The following is a 16,211-nucleotide window of genomic DNA, read 5'->3' as shown; positions in this document are numbered from 1 at the left end:
TCCATCTCAGCCCCTATCGAGCTCGAGCACCGGGACGCAGGGCGGGCTGAAGCCGAGCACCTGCCCGTAGAACGACAGCGTGCCCTCGGTGGCGCGGATGATCGAGTCCGCTCTGCGGAAGCCGTGCTGCTCGCCCGCGAACAGGAGGTAGGCGTGCGGGATCCCCTTGGCGGCGAGCGCATCGCGGAACAGCTCCGACTGGCTCGGCGGCACGATCCTGTCCTCCTCTCCCTGGAGCAGCAGCACCGGGACCTCGAGCTCGTCGACGTGGCTGAGCGGCGCGCGCTCGACGTACAGGTCCCGCCGCTCCGGATACGGGCCGACGAGGCCGTCGATGTACCGCGATTCGAAGTCGTGGGTGTCCAGGCGGAAGCGCTCGAGCTCGGCGACCCCGAAGCTCGAGGCACCGGCGGCGAAGGTGTCGGTGCGGGTCAGGCACGCCAGGGTGGTCCATCCGCCCGCGCTGCCGCCTTCGATCGCGAGCCGGTCCCCGTCGGCGATGCCCTCGCTGACCAGGTGCTCCATGACCGCGACGGTGTCCTCCACATCGACCACGCCCCACTGCCCGCGCAGCCGGTTGCGGTACGCGCGGCCGTAGCCGGTCGAGCCGCCGTAGTTCACGTCCACCACTCCGAGCCCGCGCGAGGTGTAGTACGCGGTGGGCAGGTGCAGCACTGGGGGGACGTGGCCCGTGGGGCCTCCGTGCACGCGCGCGATGAACGGCGGCAGGTCCCCTTCACGTCCGGCCAGCCCCTCCTGATGCGGGCGGTGGACGATCGCGTGCACCATCTCGCCATCCGGCAGCGGCACCTCGATGCTCTCGCCGGTGGGCAGCACGGCGGGGTCGGGGGCGTCCGTGCGGGAGGAGCGCAGGACGGTCAGCGAGGAGAGTCCGGCCGACGGGTCCAGCCGCGCCGTGCTGATCGCGGCGAACCGCGTGGGCGAGGAACCGGCCAGCACGAGCAGGCCGTCGCTCCGGAGCCGGGCCGCGGTGATCTCGGTGAGCGGGCAGTCCAGCGGCGTGAGCTCCGCTCCGCCGGCATCTGTGAGCCGCAGGATCCCGAGGCCGACGGCGGCGCGCCCGTACTGCACGAGCGCGGTGTCCGCGTCGAGGACCTGGAACCAGGTGGTGCCGAGGGCCCACATCGGCCCGGCGAACTCCTGATCCAGCTCGAGCACCTGACGGGCGCCGTCGTCGGCCGACCACACCCAGGGATTCCACCAGCCCGACGCATCGCAGACGGCCAGCAGATGCTCGTCGTCGAGCCATTCGGGCTGCATCACGGAGGTCTCGGCGTCCCCGAGCACCACCTCGCCCTGCCCGGCGCTGCCGGCCAGCAGCGGGGCGACGTGCAGCTCGGTGCCGTCCCAGGGCATCTGCGGATGCTCCCAGCTGAGCCAGGCCACCCGGGCGCCGTCGGGGCTCACGCGCGGATGCGCGACGAAGCGCGAGGCGGGGGTGACCCGGCGGATCGCGGAGCCGTCCTCCGCGGCGGAGCCGTCCAACGGGACGGCGGCGACATAGCGCTCGATCAGCGGCGCGCCGTCGGCTCCCGCGCGAGGGCCCTCCGCACCGCCGGTGTGGTCCTCGCAGATCCACCAGATCTCGGTGGAGCCGTCCTCGAGGGTGACCGCCGTGGGGTCGGCCCAGCGCAGGGAGGGGCCCTGCGCGCTGTCGACCTCGGGGCCGACCGGCGTGAGCGGCCGGGGCCGCTCGCCCTCGCGGAACGCGTGGACGCGCTGGTCCTCGAAGTTCACGAAGACGACGAGCGGCGTGCCCTCGGCATCCGGGAGCGCGGTCCAGCTCGCGCCGCCGTATTCGTGCACCCGTGAGCGGGCGTTGAACGGCCCGGGGAGCACGGTCACGGGCTCGGCGGCCGCATCCGGCCCCTCGGGCCCCACGTCGCCGGCGGAGCGCATGATCGCCTGGCGACCGCCTTCGGTCGCGATGCCCTCCGTCCACCACACGGCGTCACCCACCAGCTGCGGGCCGCCGAGCCGGATGCCGCCGGTGGCGAGCTGCTCGGCGGTGATGGGCGAGGGCCAGGACCCGTACGGGAGTGTCGTCACCATGGGTTCAGGGTAGAGGCCCCCGGCGCGATTCAGGCCAGGATCCGCCCGTCGACGGTGAGAACGGTGCTCCCGCCGATCCAGATCGTGCCGTCCTGCTCGACGTCCACCACGATGAGGCCGTCGCGGCCCAGGGCCGTTCCCTGGGTGGCCACCCAGTGCGCGGGCATCCCGCCGCGCGCCACCATCCACTGCGCGATGCCGGCGTTGAGGCTGCCGGTGACGGGGTCCTCGACGCCGGCGAGCGTGAAGGCACGGACCTCGTAGAGCGGTCTGTCGGCGTCGAGAGGGGTGTTCCCGTCGGCCGGAGCGCGGTGCCGGCCCACCACGCCGAGCTTCGCGTCCGCCATCCACGCCAGGTCGGGAGCCAGCGACAGCACCTGCTCGGCGGATTCCAGCTCGAGCACTCTCCAGCCCGGTCCGTTGTCGGCCCAGGTGTGCCCGCGAACCGACGAGCGTTCCACGCCCAGAGCCTCCGCGAGCCGCGCGACGTCGGCCTCGTCGAGGGGGCCGCTGCGCCGCAGCGGCGGGGCGGCGAACGCGAGCCGGTCCTGATCCTGGCGCACCGTGATGAGCCCGGCCTCGCACTCCTGCACGATCTGGTCGCCAGCCGGCTCGCCGCCCGCCCACAGCCAGGCGCGTGCGGTCCCGAGGGTGGGATGACCGGCGAAGGGCAGCTCGCCGGACGGGGTGAAGATCCGGACCCGGTAGTCGGCGTCGGGGACGGTCGCGGTCAGCAGGAAGGTGGTCTCCGAGAGGTTCGTCCAGCGCGCGATGCGCTGCATGTCGTCGGTGCGCAGCGCGTCCGCGTCGAGCACGACGGCGAGCGGGTTGCCGCGCTGGGGGCGGTCGGCGAACACGTCGAGCTGGAGGAAGCGATGACGGCGCGGCGGCGCAGAGGGAGTCCGGGGCATGACCCCATCCTCTCTCCTCCGTCCCAGGCGTCTGGAGCGAACCGGGCTCCGGGCTCAGCGACCCGCTTCGTCCAGGGCCTTGTCCTCGGCCAGCATCGCGTCGATGCCGTAGTCCTCCGGCTCGGACTCGGGGATCTCCGTGCCGTGCAGGGACGCGCCGGCGGTCTCCTTGAGGAAGAGCAGCGCGACCATGCCGAACACGCAGCCGATCATCACGTAGACCGCCGGGAACTCGAGGAACCCGGTGGACTCCACGACCGCTTCGTTCAGCGGGGCGGCGGTGCCGCCGAAGACCGAGGTGAACACGTTGTAGGTCACCGCGAAGCCCGCGAAGCGCACGTGTGCCGGGAACATCGCCGGGAAGGTCGCCGAGATGGTGGACAGCTGCGGGATGTACAGCAGTCCCAGGACCGCGAATCCGAGGATCGCGAGGCCGAAGCTCTGGCCCATGAGCATGTACATCGGCAGGGCCATGACGAACAGTCCGATCATCGAGAACCACCACATCCTCTTGCGGCCGATCCGATCGGACAGGGATCCGCAGAACGGGAGCATCGCCATCATGGCGATCTCTCCGATCAGGATCACCATGAGCGACTCGTTCGGGGTGAGGTGGATCTTGGTCTCGAGATAGCCGGGCATATAGGTCAGCAGCGTGTAGTTCGCGATGTTCAGGGGGATCACGAGACCGGCCATCACCAGGATCGGCCGCCAGTACTCGGTGACCAGATCGCGCAGCCCGCCGGTCGCGCTCTCCTCGGACTCCCCGGCCTTCTCGAGGTCCTGGAACACCGGGGTCTCGTCGAGCCGGGACCGCAGGTAGAGGCCGATCAGGCCCAGAGGCGCGGCCACGAAGAACGGCACCCGCCAGCCCCAGGCGGCCATCGCGTCCTCGCCGATGATCAGCTGCAGCACCAGCACCACCACGGTGCCCAGGGCGAAGCCGCCCAGCGTGCCGAACTCGAGGAAGCTGCCGTAGAGGCCGCGCCGCTTGTCCGGGGCGTACTCGGCCATGAACGTCGCCGCACCGCCGTACTCGCCGCCAGTGGAGAAGCCCTGGACCAGGCGCAGCACCGCCAGCAGGATCGGGGCGAGGATGCCCACCTGCTCGTACGTGGGCAGCACACCGATGAGGAAGGTCGCCGCACTCATCAGGATGATCGTCAGCGCCAGCACGTGCTTGCGGCCCAGGCGATCGCCCAGCGGGCCCCAGACGAAGCCGCCGAAGGGCCGGGCGATGAAGGAGATCGCCAGGAAGGCGTAGGTCCAGAACAGCCCCTCGGACCCCGAGGGGAAGAAGTGCGCCGCGATATAGGTGGCGACCACGGCATAGGCGCCGTAGTCGTACCACTCGGTGGCGTTTCCCATCGCCGAGGCCGCGACGGCCTGGCGGATGGTGCGGCGGGGAGGGAGGTCCTCGAAGGCGGTGCCCTCGGAGGACGAGGATTCAGCGGCGATCGGTGTCGTCACGGACGGAACTTCCCGTTCTTCGCGCACGCGCCGCGGCGCGTGATGGCGGCGCTCCCGGGGGCGCCGGGAGGCGCTCGACATTCCGGGGGCGGCCGATGGCAGGTGGTCATCGGACGAGCGGCGGGAGCGTCCGGGCCGAGACCCGCTCGGCCGAATGCTCCCGCCGAAAAACAGGATCACGGTACGTAGATCGAGTGCCAACGACCAGCAGAGACGTCCGGTGCGAGGCCGATGCCGCAGGTCACAGGAAACCTTCGACACACGGTGACCAACTGGTAGGAAGTAGGCGGAACGCGGTCGGCACGCCCCTCGAGCCGACGTCGAACGGACGCCGTCACCCCGGCCCAGCACGTCGTGAGAGACTGACCGCGGAGAGCCGGGAAGTCTGGTCGGCACGGGAGGAACATCCCGTCCTCACTCAGCGACGCCGTCAAGGAACACCCCATGGCTCCCCAGCCCCTCAGTCCGCGAGTCGGTGCGCGGATCGGCCCCCTCCCCTCACGGCCGCCCGGCCGGAGCGCGACTGATCCCCTCCGGCCTGGCCCCGAAGGTGACGTGACCCGCGATGTCCTTCCCCGTGTGGACCCTGATCCCGTTCGTGCTGATGCTGCTCGGCATCGCGATCATCCCCCTGGTCCCCGCTCTCGCACCCCTCTGGGAGAAGCCCCGCAACCAGCTGATCTATGCCCTGGCGCTCGGCGTCCCGGTGGCGATCGGGCTGCTGCTGGCCGCCCACCCCGAGCTCGTCGCGCATGCCCTCATGGAGTACGGGCAGTTCATCGTGCTGCTGCTGGCGCTGTTCACGGTGTCCGGCAGCATCGTGCTGCGCGGCGACCTGGCGGCCACCCCACGCACCAACACGGCCTTCCTGGCCATCGGCGGCGTCCTGGCCAGCTTCATCGGCACCACCGGAGCTGCCATGCTGCTCATCCGCCCGATCCTCGCCACCAATGCAGAGCGCCGCTACCGGGTGCATACCGTGGTGTTCACGATCTTCGTGGTCGCCAACTGCGGCGGCCTGCTCACGCCGCTCGGCGACCCGCCGCTGTTCCTGGGAATGCTCCGCGGCGTACCGTTCACCTGGACCTTCTCGCTGCTGCCGATGTGGCTGTTCGTCAACGCTCTGCTGCTGATCACCTACTGGGCGCTGGATCGTCGCTTCCACTCCCGCGAGGCCCCCGAGGCCCTCGCGATGGACACGGAGAACCGCGAGAAGCTGCGCCTGGTCGGTGCCCCGCACCTGATCTGGTTCGCCGTCATCATCTTCGCCGTGGCCCTGGTGCCCTCCCTGGACATCGATGCTGTCGCACACGGAGAGCTCGAGGGCACGAACTGGGTGCCCTGGCGCGAGATGCTGATGCTCGCCGCCGCCGCCGGGTCCTTCCTGCTCGGGTCCAAGAAGGTCCGCTTCGAGGAGAACGAATTCAGCTGGTCCCCGATCGCAGAGGTCGGCGCCCTCTTCATCGGCATCTTCCTCACGATGGTCCCGGCACTGCAGGTGCTGCGCGCCGCCGCCCCGAACCTGCCGCTGAACGAGATCACGCTGTTCGTGTTCACCGGCGGGCTCTCCTCCGTGCTGGACAACGCCCCCACCTACGTGACCTTCTTCGAGATGGCCACGCAGATGCCCGGCGAGCCCCGGATCGGCGACGTGCCCGAAGCATTGCTGATCTCGATCTCCCTGGGTGCCGTGCTGTGCGGGGCGCTGACCTACATCGGCAACGGACCGAACTTCATGGTGAAGTCCGTCGCCGAGGACCAGGGCGTGAAGATGCCGGCCTTCTTCGGCTACGTGCGCGCCGCCTTCATCTACCTCGCCCCGGTGCTGCTGGCCATGCTCCTGCTGTTCATCGCGGAGCCGTGGTGGGCGAAGGCGCTCGGCGCGCTCGTGGTCGCGCTGATCCTGGTACGGGCGATCCGGCTCGCGACCTCCCCGCCACCGCAGGTGCTCAGCCGCGGAGACCGCCGCCGCGACGACCCCGCCCCGACCTCCGACCCCGAGGCCGACGCTCCGCCGCAGCTCTGACCCCCGCGGCGCCGGGCCCGGCCACCTCATCCGACCGCAGCCACGCACCGCAGGAGACCAGATCATGAGCACACGAGCGACCCTCGAGCACGGCACCTACCGCGAGCACTCGCGGCTTGAGGAGATCGTGGTGCGCGCCGTCCCCGGTGGCGCACTGCTGCTGATCGCCACGATCCTCTCGCTGATCATGTCCAACTCCGGGCTCTCGGAGCTGTACTCGACAGTGCGCGACGCCCATGTGGGCTTCACCCTGGGACCGCTGAACCTCGATCTCACGATCGGGCACTGGGCGGCCGACGGACTCCTCGCGGTCTTCTTCTTCCTCGCGGGCCTCGAGCTCAAGCAGGAGTTCGTCGTCGGCGACCTGCGCTCCCCCTCGCAGGCCCTGGTCCCGGTGGCCGCGGCCTTCGGCGGCGTCGCGGTGCCGGCTCTCCTCTACACGCTGATCAACCTCGGCGGCCCGGAGGGTGCCGGCGGCGGCTGGGCGATCCCGGCGGCGACGGACATCGCCTTCGCGGTCGCCATCCTCGCGCTGTTGGGATCGAGCCTCCCCACCGCTCTGCGCACCTTCCTGCTCACCCTCGCGATCGTGGACGACCTCATCGCGATCACCATCATCGCGATCTTCTACACCAGCGACCTCCGGCTCGGGTTCCTCGCCCTGGCGGTGATCCCGGTGGCCCTGTTCTGGCTGCTGACCAACAAGGCCGAGGCTCTGTTCAAGAAGCACTACTGGACCGCCTGGGTGCTCCTGCTGCCCCTCGCCGTCATCACCTGGGTGCTGTTCCTGAACTCCGGGGTGCACGCCACCATCGCGGGTGTGGTGCTCGCCTTCATGGTCCCCACCCGCGGCCTCTCCCCGTACGGGAAGCAGCATTCCCTCTCCCACACCCTCGAGCACCGTCTGCGGCCCTTCTCCTCCGCCATCGCCGTGCCGGTGTTCGCGTTCTTCAGCGCGGGCGTGGCCGTGGGCGGCCTCACCGGTCTGCTCGACGCCTGGCAGTCGACCGTGGCCCTGGGCATCATCGTGGGCCTCGTGGGCGGGAAGATCCTCGGCATCGTAGGCACGTCGTTCGTGCTCACGAAGCTGACCAGCGCCCGCCTGGACCCCTCGCTGCGCTGGCCGGACATGCTGGGGATGGCCGCTGTGGCCGGCATCGGCTTCACCGTCTCGCTGCTGGTCTCCGAGCTCAGCTTCACCGCCGGGGACCCGATATACGACGCGGCGAAGGTGGGCGTGCTGACCGCCTCGGCGCTGGCCGCCGTGCTCGGTGCCGCGATCCTCGTCCCCCGCAATGCGATGCACCGCCGCGAGCAGGCGGCGGAGGGGGCGGCCGGAAACGACAACAAGCTGCCTGAATAATCTGTACGCTGCCGCCGGTCCGCGTCCTAGCTGACAAACTGGCCTCCTGCGACATCCCTTCCTCAAAGGAGCCACCCGCCGTGCATACAGATGGCACTTATCGGGTTCTCAGAGTGGCGAACAGCCTCATCTTGGTGATCCCGACCGCACTCATGGCTGTCCTCTGGGCGTGGCCGAAAGTCGGGCACGGCGGCTTCGCCTGGACGCTCTCCATCCCGGTAGGGATCGTCGTCGTCCTCCTCGCACGTTGGCTCACTGTGTGGCGTCCCGTGCGCCGGAGCATCTGGCTGATGCTCGGAGCCACGGCGCTGCTGCTGATCCTCGACCTCGGGGGCCTGGTGATCCTCTCCAGCGCCTACCCTTCCCAGGTCACGGACGTCAATGCGTGGACACTCATCATCAGCACACTGCTCTGGCCGCTCCTCCTGCTCGGATGCCTGTTCGTACAGATCATCCTGTGGCTCATCTTCCGCCGACGGAGTGATGCAGTTGCTTCGTCGGCGGATACGAACACCACCCCCGGTGCGCGCCCCGCCATGCCGTCGCCGATCGCCCCTGCCCGTTCCGCGCCCAGTCCCTACGGGCCTTCTACGACCGAGCCCGCGGTGTATCCGCCCAGGGAGCAGGGCTTCGCCGCCCCTCACGGCTATGTGGTTGCGTCGGAGAGCGCAGTCATCGCTCATCCCTCACCCATCGAGCCGGTCCTTGAGCCGGATGCTGCGCAGGGACGGGCGATCGTGCCGTCGGCCGAGCTGCGCATGCTTCTGGAGGTTGCCGAGGGCATGGGAGCGCACCCTGGTGACGCACAGGTCCAGCTGTCGTTCGATGGTGGCGAGATCACCGTCAGCTCGGCCGGAATCGCCCTCGGGGAAGTCCCGGGGAGCTGGGACGGGGAACAGAGGGTGTCCGCCGACGCACGGGCTGCAGATCTCCTCGCCTGCCTGGACGATGATGCCGCCAACGGGCAGCAGTCGATTGTCGACTGCTACGCCGGTGCGGCCCCTCGCCTCGTCATCCGTCACGAGGAAGGAGACGACGGCGGCTGCGATGTGCCGCTTTCGGCCCCACCGGCCTGAACGACGATCAGATCGAGATGCCCCTGCGGTACATGCCCCAGAGGATCGGGTCGAGCACGCGGAACGGAGAGATCCCGCGAGTGGTGAGCCGAGCAGAATGCTGAGGGGTCTCGCCGACCGCGGAGACTGCGAAATGGCCGACGCCCCGGATCTGCTTGTTCTGAGCCGCCTGATCGGCCTGGAGCGTCACGGACTCCTCGTGGATGAGTCGGAACAGCGAGCGGATCTCCTGGTCCAGGAATGCCGCATCGTTCCGGAACCATCTCTGCGCGTCGGCGACCCGACCCGGCCCCGCTGGCCGCAGCATCGTCTCGTCACGGTTGAAGTGCGCCGAGGGGTTCCCCATGACGCGCGCGTAGTGCTCGGTGTCCGCTTTCGGCAGCTCATGAAACGCGTCGAACTTCGAGAAGGCCAGCGCGAGATCGGCGTCGCCGCCGGACATCTGCTGCAGCACGGTCGGGAGCACCTCGGCCGAAGAGGATCCGAGCCTCTGATCGTCGACGGCGGGGATGAGCCCGGCCAGGATTTGGATCATCGAGGGCAGGCGCAGGGAATCGAAGAGGAACACCACGAGATCCGCCCTGCCGAAGTAGCTCAGCTGAGGAAGATCTCCTGTCGAGGTCTCGATGTCCTCCCCCGCAGCGTCACGGACCACGAGGAACGTCGACGTCTGTGCGTCCGAGATTCTCCAGATCATCGGGTCACGCTGGTAGGCACCGCCGCTCAGCAGGGTTGGCGTCCCTTCCATCACGCGGTTCTCGCGGAACAGTGGCGCTTCGTACCTCTGCTCGTAGACCGCCTTCGTGCCTGTGCTGTAGGGCTGGATGGTCCGTCCGGAGCGACGCAGGTACTGCTCCAGCGCATAGATCAGCACGCCTATGTACACCGACTTGCCGGATCCGCGAGCTCCCGTGACCGCCACGGTGAACACCTCAGCATGCCGCCATTGGGGCGGCAGGTCCTGATGGCACACCGGGCAGGCCTGGACGTTGCAGGGCCCTCCGCAGCGACGGCACGGCATCCAGTCGGGCATGGTCCGCTGACCGTCTGTCGGCGTCCATCGGTAGGACGGCCGGAGCATGATCTCGTAGCCCGCGACCCGCGCCGCCTCCGGGTCGGGGGCAGGGTGGCACTGACCGGAGTTGCAGCGAAAACGCGCTTCCTCGGGCACCAGACGGGCGAAGCAAGCAGGGCACGATGCGGTCATCGAACAGCGTCCTTATCGGAAGAGAGATCTTCGAGCCAGTGCACGAGAGGGGCCATGCACTGGAGGGTCGAGTCGTCGAAGTCGGCGCCGCTTCGTTCAAGCTGCTGCCAGACAGTGTCCCCGACGACATGAGCGTGGCCGACCGGACCGCTCAACGCCTGCAGGATGCCTTCCTCCCCGATCACGAGCGAGGCAACGCCATCCGCGCGACGGCCGGGAAGGTCCGTGATCAGCACCCGGGGGCCGGAGGCCGCGCCCGTCTCGGCCGGGCGCCGGACGTGCGCTGAGCCGACGCCGTTCTCCTCCACCCCACCGACGGGCGCAACGGTGATTTCTGCGGCACGGTCTTCGGCCGCTCGCAGGAGAGCGTCGAGCAGATCGACCAGCAGTGCTGCTCGGGCACGGTGGGCAGTCATCGACGCCGAGTTGTCGATCATGATCTCCGTGAGCTCCAGCCGGAGCGGCTGTCCGTTCTCAGCGGATCTGCGCACATACCAGGAGCCGAGCATCGCGGGAATAGAGGTGCCGGTCTCTCGGGAACCGGTCGAGCGACCCTCTCGGGGCGCCCCGGTCGGGTCCGGGTCCGCAGCGATCTTGTCTTCACGGATAGATACCGCAGAGGAGATCCTCCACAGGTCGCCCTCCTGCACGAGCTCCACCAGTGGCGCGCGCCGGTGGCCCGAGACGTCGACGCGCTCGATCAGGAAGGTGCGCCCCGTGGCCGGGAATGAGAGCGCCAGGTCAACAGCTGCTCCGCCCGGGAAAGCATCTCCACCATCGGCGATCGCCTGGAAGGTCACGCCGTCCCGCGCCATGTCGAGGGCGAAGGCGCCGGTCGACGGGCGCTGCTTCCGCAGCTGCCCTCCGAGACCATCTACCTCGAGACCGGCCTGGACGCCTCGAGACCCCATCACCTCGACGTGCACCGCGCCTGCAGCGCGAAAATGCCGTGGGGACCAGCTCTGCCCGCGCAGAATCTCGGATTCAGCCATTGCGTCCATCCTTTCGTTGCTTCCGCGAAGTGCTCCGGTTGGTGCGGACGAGACGGCCGATCCGCTCCACACGATTCTCCGAGGACTCGGCGAGCGCGGGGAGCAGTTCCCGGGCGCGATCCCAGCCATCAGTGCTTCGCAGACATGTCTTCACGTCCCGCACCCAGGCTTCGCGATGCTCAGGGTCGGCCTGCCGTACACGCGCATCGAGGACGGCCGCCACTGCTTGCGCCGACGGAGCGCCCAGAGGCTTCGACTGCTGCCGCGGGTGGTGCGCCGCCCCAGCGAAGGCGTCAACGCGTTGTTCCATCTGCAAGGGGGGAGGAGCGCTATCGGTGCGGGATCGGCCTGACCGCTCAGGTTGCACAGCACTTCCGGCGACGAGTGCCAGCAGAGCGCTGCGGAATACCGGCTCCACGGGGCCTCCCTGCGGAGCGATCAGTGCACCGGGAGCCTCTCCAGGCTCGCTTTTCGCCACGACCGACTGCACCGCGTGGAATCTCCGAGAATCTCGTACTGATCGCTGCGGCGAAGGATGCGCCGCAGCCAGCACGACGAGAGCGGCAACTGCGCGTCGCGCAACAGCGTCCGCGCGGCGATGAGCGCTCTGCCGCCGTTCGAGTTCTGCATGGTCGAGGACCTCGATGACTCTCACGCTCGCGTGCAGCGCGTTCTCGGCACGTCTCCACGCCGTTTCCTGCTCCACCGTCGGATCGAAGAAGTTCTCGGCGAGCGCCTCGGCGAGCTGCACTTCGGCGGAGTCGAGAGTCTTCGCCTCCACCTCCTGCACCGAGCGGAGGCGGACATCCTCGCTTTCTCGACGGAGCTGTGCCAGAGTTCTGCGGCTGCGCGGATCCTCCGGGTACCGCAGCGCCACACTGCGTGCAATACGCCGGCACTGCGAGGGAGGGAGGGCGATCGCATCCAGCAGCTCCAGCGACCCTGCGTCAGCCGTCTCCTCCACCGCCTCCAATGCCTTGACGCTCAGCTCGATTCTCTCGCCCGGGACCTGCTGCAGAGCAGCCAGCAACGGTCCGGCGTTCCCTCGGTGCAGGGACACAGCGGCTCTCTCCACATCCACGAACGGGAGGTCGGCCGTCAGGACCCCCTCCGTCAGGCGCTCGGTGACTGCGCTGGAGAGGCTCGGCACGGGCATGCCTCGGCCATCAGCCGCGACGGCTACCCGCAGACCCTCGTCGACCATCTCTGCGACCGGACGCCGGGCATCCGCCGAGAGCGAGGAGAGCAGGCTGTCCGGACGAGCGCCTTGTCGCCGCCCGTCACCGGTGGGCGTGTCCGTCACGTCCGCCACGAGGATATCGCCGAGCGGACGGATCAGGTGGCGGAGGATCTCGGGCGGAACCACCAGCCCGTCGCTCTGCAGCGCCGCGACGAGACGCACGTTCTCGGAGGCCATCCGATGAATGTCGTCACCGGGCTCGCCGAACGCGTTCCGGCACGTCGCCTCGGCCTCGCGGACCCACTTGGAAGCGTCTACGAGCTTCTCCGGCCGCAGGCTCCAGGAGGAGAGCATCTCACGCAGCCTTGTCGGCGGCGTGCTGAGCGTGGAGGAGCCCGACGGCTCCCGCATCAGCCAGGAAGGGTCCTTGACAGCCGCCTGCAGGTACGACACGGCGATCTCTTCGAAGACCTTGTCCGGAGCCGAGGCTTCCAGACGGCGGCTCAGATCAACCCACGCCTGCGCGCTGCGTCCCTGTGGTGGGCCGAGGAGAGAAGCCATGGCGTCAGACTGTTCGGGGCTGGCGTCGGTCGCCGGGACATGCGTCCCGAGCAGCACGCTCTCGACCACATGGTGGAGGTCCGCGCCGAACGCAGTGTCGAGCAGTACCGGCTCGCTCGGGTCCGTCCTCTCTCGCCAGGCGAGAGCCTGTGCCATCGCCGCCGGCCACGCCAGCGTCACTCCATGCTGCGCGAACAGCCCTCGCAGGACCCAGGAGTCGATCGCTTCCTGCGCGGCCATCCACGTGCCGACGTCGGATGCCATCGCCTGTACCAGGGCCCCGAAACTCGTAAGAGCTATTCCCTGCGGAGGATGCGAGGCATCGACGATGATGCACCGATCAGGTACTCGCATCAGGGACTCGAGGTCATGCCGCGGCACGGCCACGATGTCGAAGCCGCCGTCACGCAGATTCTCAAGGTCGTTCTCTCCGTTCACCCGCTCCAAAGTGGACCATGTGAGTGCCCGCGCCGGCTCCGGAGCAGTCGCCCTGAGCAGAGCTCCGAGCCACTGAGCCGCCTGATCCGCCGAGTCGACCACCAGGACAGCAAGCTGCCCGGCCAGCGCGTCCGAGCGCATCTCGTTCTGTGCGACCACATCGGCCAATGCGGTGAGAACCTCACCCGCACCGGGCTCGAGAATGACTGCGAGTCCGGAGTCGGCAGTCACCGTCTCTCCCGGCCCAATCGTGGCCGCAGCAGGAAGCTCCGCCTCACGCATCTGCTCCGACCCGAACGGCGTCGACCACCACGCGGCTCTCCACGTGCTCGGGCCGAGCAGCGGCCGTGCCGTGTCATCGGATCCGTCGACCACCACGTGTGTCATGGTGTTCGGGCGACCAGTCGTGTCCTGACCAGCGGGAGCCGTATGCAGCAGCACGGCCGCGCTCCCGTGCCGGGCTCCCCGATGGACGAGCCGGCGGTCAGCCCGCTCGATCTCCTCCTCCGTAGGGAACCCGGGCAGCGGTCGGAGCGGCATGAGACGCGGCTCGATGAGCTGGATGAGTTCCCTCGCCCTGGACTCGGCAATCCCGTCGGTCTTCGCCTTTACCTGCCAGCCGCTGCTCTCCACGCCGTCAGTGACGACGTCGACGGACCCGTACAGCAGCTGCTCCAGGCCCCCGCTCACCGACGCCGGTCCAGCACTGCGAGGTCCGGGTCCGCGAGTGCGTAGCGCTCGAGAGCCGTGCGCCTCTCCTCGGCAGAAAGCGTCGAGGCAGGGCGTGCGTCGACCATGAGCCGATACCAGCCGGGCCCCGGCCCCGCGTGATCGAACCACACGCTGCGTACCCCACTGCTCGGTGCGCGCAGTACCTTCATCGGCTGTGGCTGGACCTGGCCACCCGGCTTCTCGGCGAGGAGATCGATGCGGGTCCCGTCCGTGGAGTGCAGCGGCAGACGATCGGGATTGTGAAGAAGCACCAGCTCAGGGAGCTCCTCCTCCGGGCATACTCCGACCCGCGCAGAGATGGTGACCTCCGCCGCCCCTTGCCCGAACATGCTCGTCGCCCGGGAGAAAAGGCCCTTTCCCGCGGAGCCTCGCCATCTCGGCCACTGAATCTCGTACTGATACCCCCAGAGCGGCTCGATGACAGCGATCGTGGGCTCCGACGAGATTCGCCTGCCCTCGAAGTGGGTCACGGCGGTCAGGAAGAGCCGGCAACCCTGCGGCGGGAGACCAGAATCGATCCTGAAGCCGCCCTCGCGCTCGTATGCCGTCTTCTCCACCGTCGCGAGGGGCTGCGTGCGCAGATCCGGCTCAGCATCGACATACCCGATCCGCAGCTCGACCGCCACCGCCTCGCCAGGCCAGGCGAACGTGACCAGCTGCCAGTTCATTCTCTGGACGAGACGGACATCCTCGATCCGACCCGCCCGACGGAGCTGCCGCGGAGCACCGATCAGCACATCATCCTGGTCGATGATCGTGACGGGCGTCAGATGAAGCGTGTCCCACTCCCGGCCCTCAGGCCATTCGAGCCCCTCGAGAACCCAGCGCTCGCGGCCGTTCTGAAGAGTCTCGCCTGTCCGACCGGCGATATTGCGGATGATCGCCTGCGGTTCGAGTCCCGCCGCGGACAGCTGCGATGCCGGCACACGACCACGGGATACGGCCTCCGGATGGGCCGGCGAGGTGGTGCGGTAGAAACTCATTCGTGTTCCCCGCTGCTGGCTCCAGGCGAGCCTCAGCTCCTCGCGATGGTCCCTGGTGCGTGACTCGACCACGAGATCCTCGATACGGTCCGGCTCGGCGACCGGGGTGACATCGAATCGCTGAGGAGCGGAGAGCCTGGTCGTTCCATCGATCTCGACCTCAAGCGCAGCGACGTAGGTGTGCCGTCGGCCGGGCTCGAGGTCAGCATCCTGGAAACCGTGCCCGTTGTTGGGCACCTCGAACTGGCTTCTGAGCCAGCTCTGACCTCTCAGATACCTCGCGATCGGTTCGTCGAGCGGGAGCCGAGCGGTTCGCACATTCGCACGGACGTGAGAGGGCAGAGCGGGCGCTTCCCAGCGCGAAAACACCTTTCTCTCACTCGGGATGAACTCGACAGTCCACCCTTGAAGCTGCTGGATACGAATCCCTTCAGCGACCTTACGAGGCTGCCCGAGGATGCCGGCGTTCGCATCGATCACGCGGTAGCCCCACACCGTCACGAAACGCAGAGAAGTCGCGGAGGTCCGCGCATCCTGAGCGTTCGGCGCCCAGCAGGCGACCAGCTCTGCGTCGGCCTCTTCCGGGCTGAACAGTGCCTCGTGATCACTGGTGGTCACCCGGTAGAGCTCGCCCTCGCCAGGATCGGGCCACGAATACTGCAGGACCCCACCAGGAAGCTCCTGGATGTCCACGTCGGGGAGCGGTACAGCGAGGTCTTCCCGCGAGTAGTCGTACTGCGGAAAGATCCACCGTTCCTCGAGGAGGTCCGCAGCTGGTCCAGCAACGTCAGCAGCAGCTGCCTCGGCAGTGGGTGCGACAACGGCTTCAGGAACCCGGGGCTCTTCGGGTTCGACGGCCGAGGAGGACGGGGCATGCTGCGCCTCCTCACTCGCCTCAGAAGCCCAGGCGTCCGATGTCCAGGGGTCCTCGACGGGTTCGTCAGCCTCCCTGGTCTCCCATCCGGGAGCGAACTCGCCGTTCAGGTCTCGCACGAATGGGACGACGACCTCTTCGATGCGCCCGTCACCGAGGCCCGAGTCGACGATCGCGCCGACCTCGAAGACCAAGCCGTCATCGCCGTATGGCCGCGCCGTGTCGAACAGTCGCTTCCAGCTCGAGGGTGGGAAGTGCTCCTTATATGCAGGGTGCGACTGCGCCACAGGCATGAGGCGCTTGAGGAAGTCGGCGAACAGCATGT

The 16,211-nt window shown here is 68.7% G+C and carries 10 protein-coding genes; 3 read left to right on the top strand and 7 right to left on the bottom strand.

Annotated features, from left to right (window positions below; translation table 11 throughout):
• Window positions 1–6: 6 nt before the first annotated feature.
• The 3 genes from CIK81_RS03755 to CIK81_RS03745 are packed head-to-tail and all read right to left on the bottom strand — an operon-like array spanning window position 7 to window position 4,454.
• A complete protein-coding gene (locus CIK81_RS03755) occupies window positions 7–2,073 on the bottom strand; it encodes a prolyl oligopeptidase family serine peptidase (protein WP_096164668.1) in 2,067 nt (688 codons plus the stop codon).
• A 29-nt stretch (window positions 2,074–2,102) separates the two neighbouring features.
• Window positions 2,103–2,984 (bottom strand): PhzF family phenazine biosynthesis protein, encoded by an 882-nt coding sequence (locus CIK81_RS03750; protein WP_096164669.1) that lies wholly within the window; start codon window positions 2,982–2,984, stop codon window positions 2,103–2,105.
• A 54-nt stretch (window positions 2,985–3,038) separates the two neighbouring features.
• Window positions 3,039–4,454, bottom strand: coding sequence for an MFS transporter (locus tag CIK81_RS03745; protein ID WP_241963918.1), 1,416 nt, complete (start codon window positions 4,452–4,454; stop codon window positions 3,039–3,041).
• A 565-nt stretch (window positions 4,455–5,019) separates the two neighbouring features.
• On the opposite strand from CIK81_RS03745, the gene CIK81_RS03740 reads away from it, so the two are divergent.
• The 3 genes from CIK81_RS03740 to CIK81_RS03730 all read left to right on the top strand — a co-directional run bounded on the left by CIK81_RS03740 (window position 5,020) and on the right by CIK81_RS03730 (window position 8,919).
• A complete protein-coding gene (locus CIK81_RS03740) occupies window positions 5,020–6,480 on the top strand; it encodes a sodium:proton antiporter (protein ID WP_096164671.1) in 1,461 nt (486 codons plus the stop codon).
• Between the two features lie 64 nt (window positions 6,481–6,544).
• A complete protein-coding gene (gene nhaA / locus CIK81_RS03735) occupies window positions 6,545–7,843 on the top strand; it encodes a Na+/H+ antiporter NhaA (protein WP_114355395.1) in 1,299 nt (432 codons plus the stop codon).
• 134 nt (window positions 7,844–7,977) lie between these two features.
• Window positions 7,978–8,919: a hypothetical protein gene (locus tag CIK81_RS03730; protein ID WP_147272339.1), complete on the top strand. Its 942-nt coding sequence runs from the start codon at window positions 7,978–7,980 to the stop codon at window positions 8,917–8,919.
• A 7-nt stretch (window positions 8,920–8,926) separates the two neighbouring features.
• On the opposite strand, the gene CIK81_RS03725 is transcribed toward CIK81_RS03730, so the two are convergent.
• The 4 genes from CIK81_RS03725 to CIK81_RS03710 all read right to left on the bottom strand — a co-directional run bounded on the left by CIK81_RS03725 (window position 8,927) and on the right by CIK81_RS03710 (window position 16,209).
• Window positions 8,927–9,841, bottom strand: coding sequence for a hypothetical protein (locus CIK81_RS03725; protein ID WP_199586254.1), 915 nt, complete (start codon window positions 9,839–9,841; stop codon window positions 8,927–8,929).
• A gap of 281 nt (window positions 9,842–10,122) precedes the next feature.
• Complete coding sequence (locus CIK81_RS03720) at window positions 10,123–11,118, bottom strand: hypothetical protein (protein ID WP_114355392.1); 996 nt, start codon at window positions 11,116–11,118, stop codon at window positions 10,123–10,125.
• Window positions 11,111–13,987, bottom strand: coding sequence for a hypothetical protein (locus tag CIK81_RS03715; RefSeq protein WP_114355391.1), 2,877 nt, complete (start codon window positions 13,985–13,987; stop codon window positions 11,111–11,113). Before CIK81_RS03715 ends, CIK81_RS03720 begins: the two co-directional genes overlap by 8 nt.
• Window positions 13,984–16,209, bottom strand: coding sequence for a hypothetical protein (locus tag CIK81_RS03710; protein WP_114355390.1), 2,226 nt, complete (start codon window positions 16,207–16,209; stop codon window positions 13,984–13,986). The genes CIK81_RS03715 and CIK81_RS03710 overlap by 4 nt, the downstream gene beginning before the upstream one ends.
• Window positions 16,210–16,211: the final 2 nt, after the last annotated feature.

Origin of the sequence: Brachybacterium sp. JB7, from assembly GCF_003335205.1 — a bacterium.
GTDB classification, from domain to species: domain Bacteria; phylum Actinomycetota; class Actinomycetes; order Actinomycetales; family Dermabacteraceae; genus Brachybacterium; species Brachybacterium alimentarium.
Note: the sequence above shows the minus strand (reverse complement) of the source record. Positions and strands in the feature narration are given on the sequence as shown.

What these genes read in the sequence shown, in the direction of transcription:
- CIK81_RS03755 (WP_096164668.1), bottom strand. Translation starts at nt 2,073, where the DNA reads ATGGTGACGACACTCCCGTACGGGTCCTGGCCCTCGCCCATCACCGCC.
- CIK81_RS03750 (WP_096164669.1), bottom strand. Translation starts at nt 2,984, where the DNA reads ATGCCCCGGACTCCCTCTGCGCCGCCGCGCCGTCATCGCTTCCTCCAG.
- CIK81_RS03740 (WP_096164671.1), top strand. Translation starts at nt 5,020, where the DNA reads ATGTCCTTCCCCGTGTGGACCCTGATCCCGTTCGTGCTGATGCTGCTC.
- nhaA (WP_114355395.1), top strand. Translation starts at nt 6,545, where the DNA reads ATGAGCACACGAGCGACCCTCGAGCACGGCACCTACCGCGAGCACTCG.
- CIK81_RS03720 (WP_114355392.1), bottom strand. Translation starts at nt 11,118, where the DNA reads ATGGCTGAATCCGAGATTCTGCGCGGGCAGAGCTGGTCCCCACGGCAT.
- CIK81_RS03710 (WP_114355390.1), bottom strand. Translation starts at nt 16,209, where the DNA reads ATGCTGTTCGCCGACTTCCTCAAGCGCCTCATGCCTGTGGCGCAGTCG.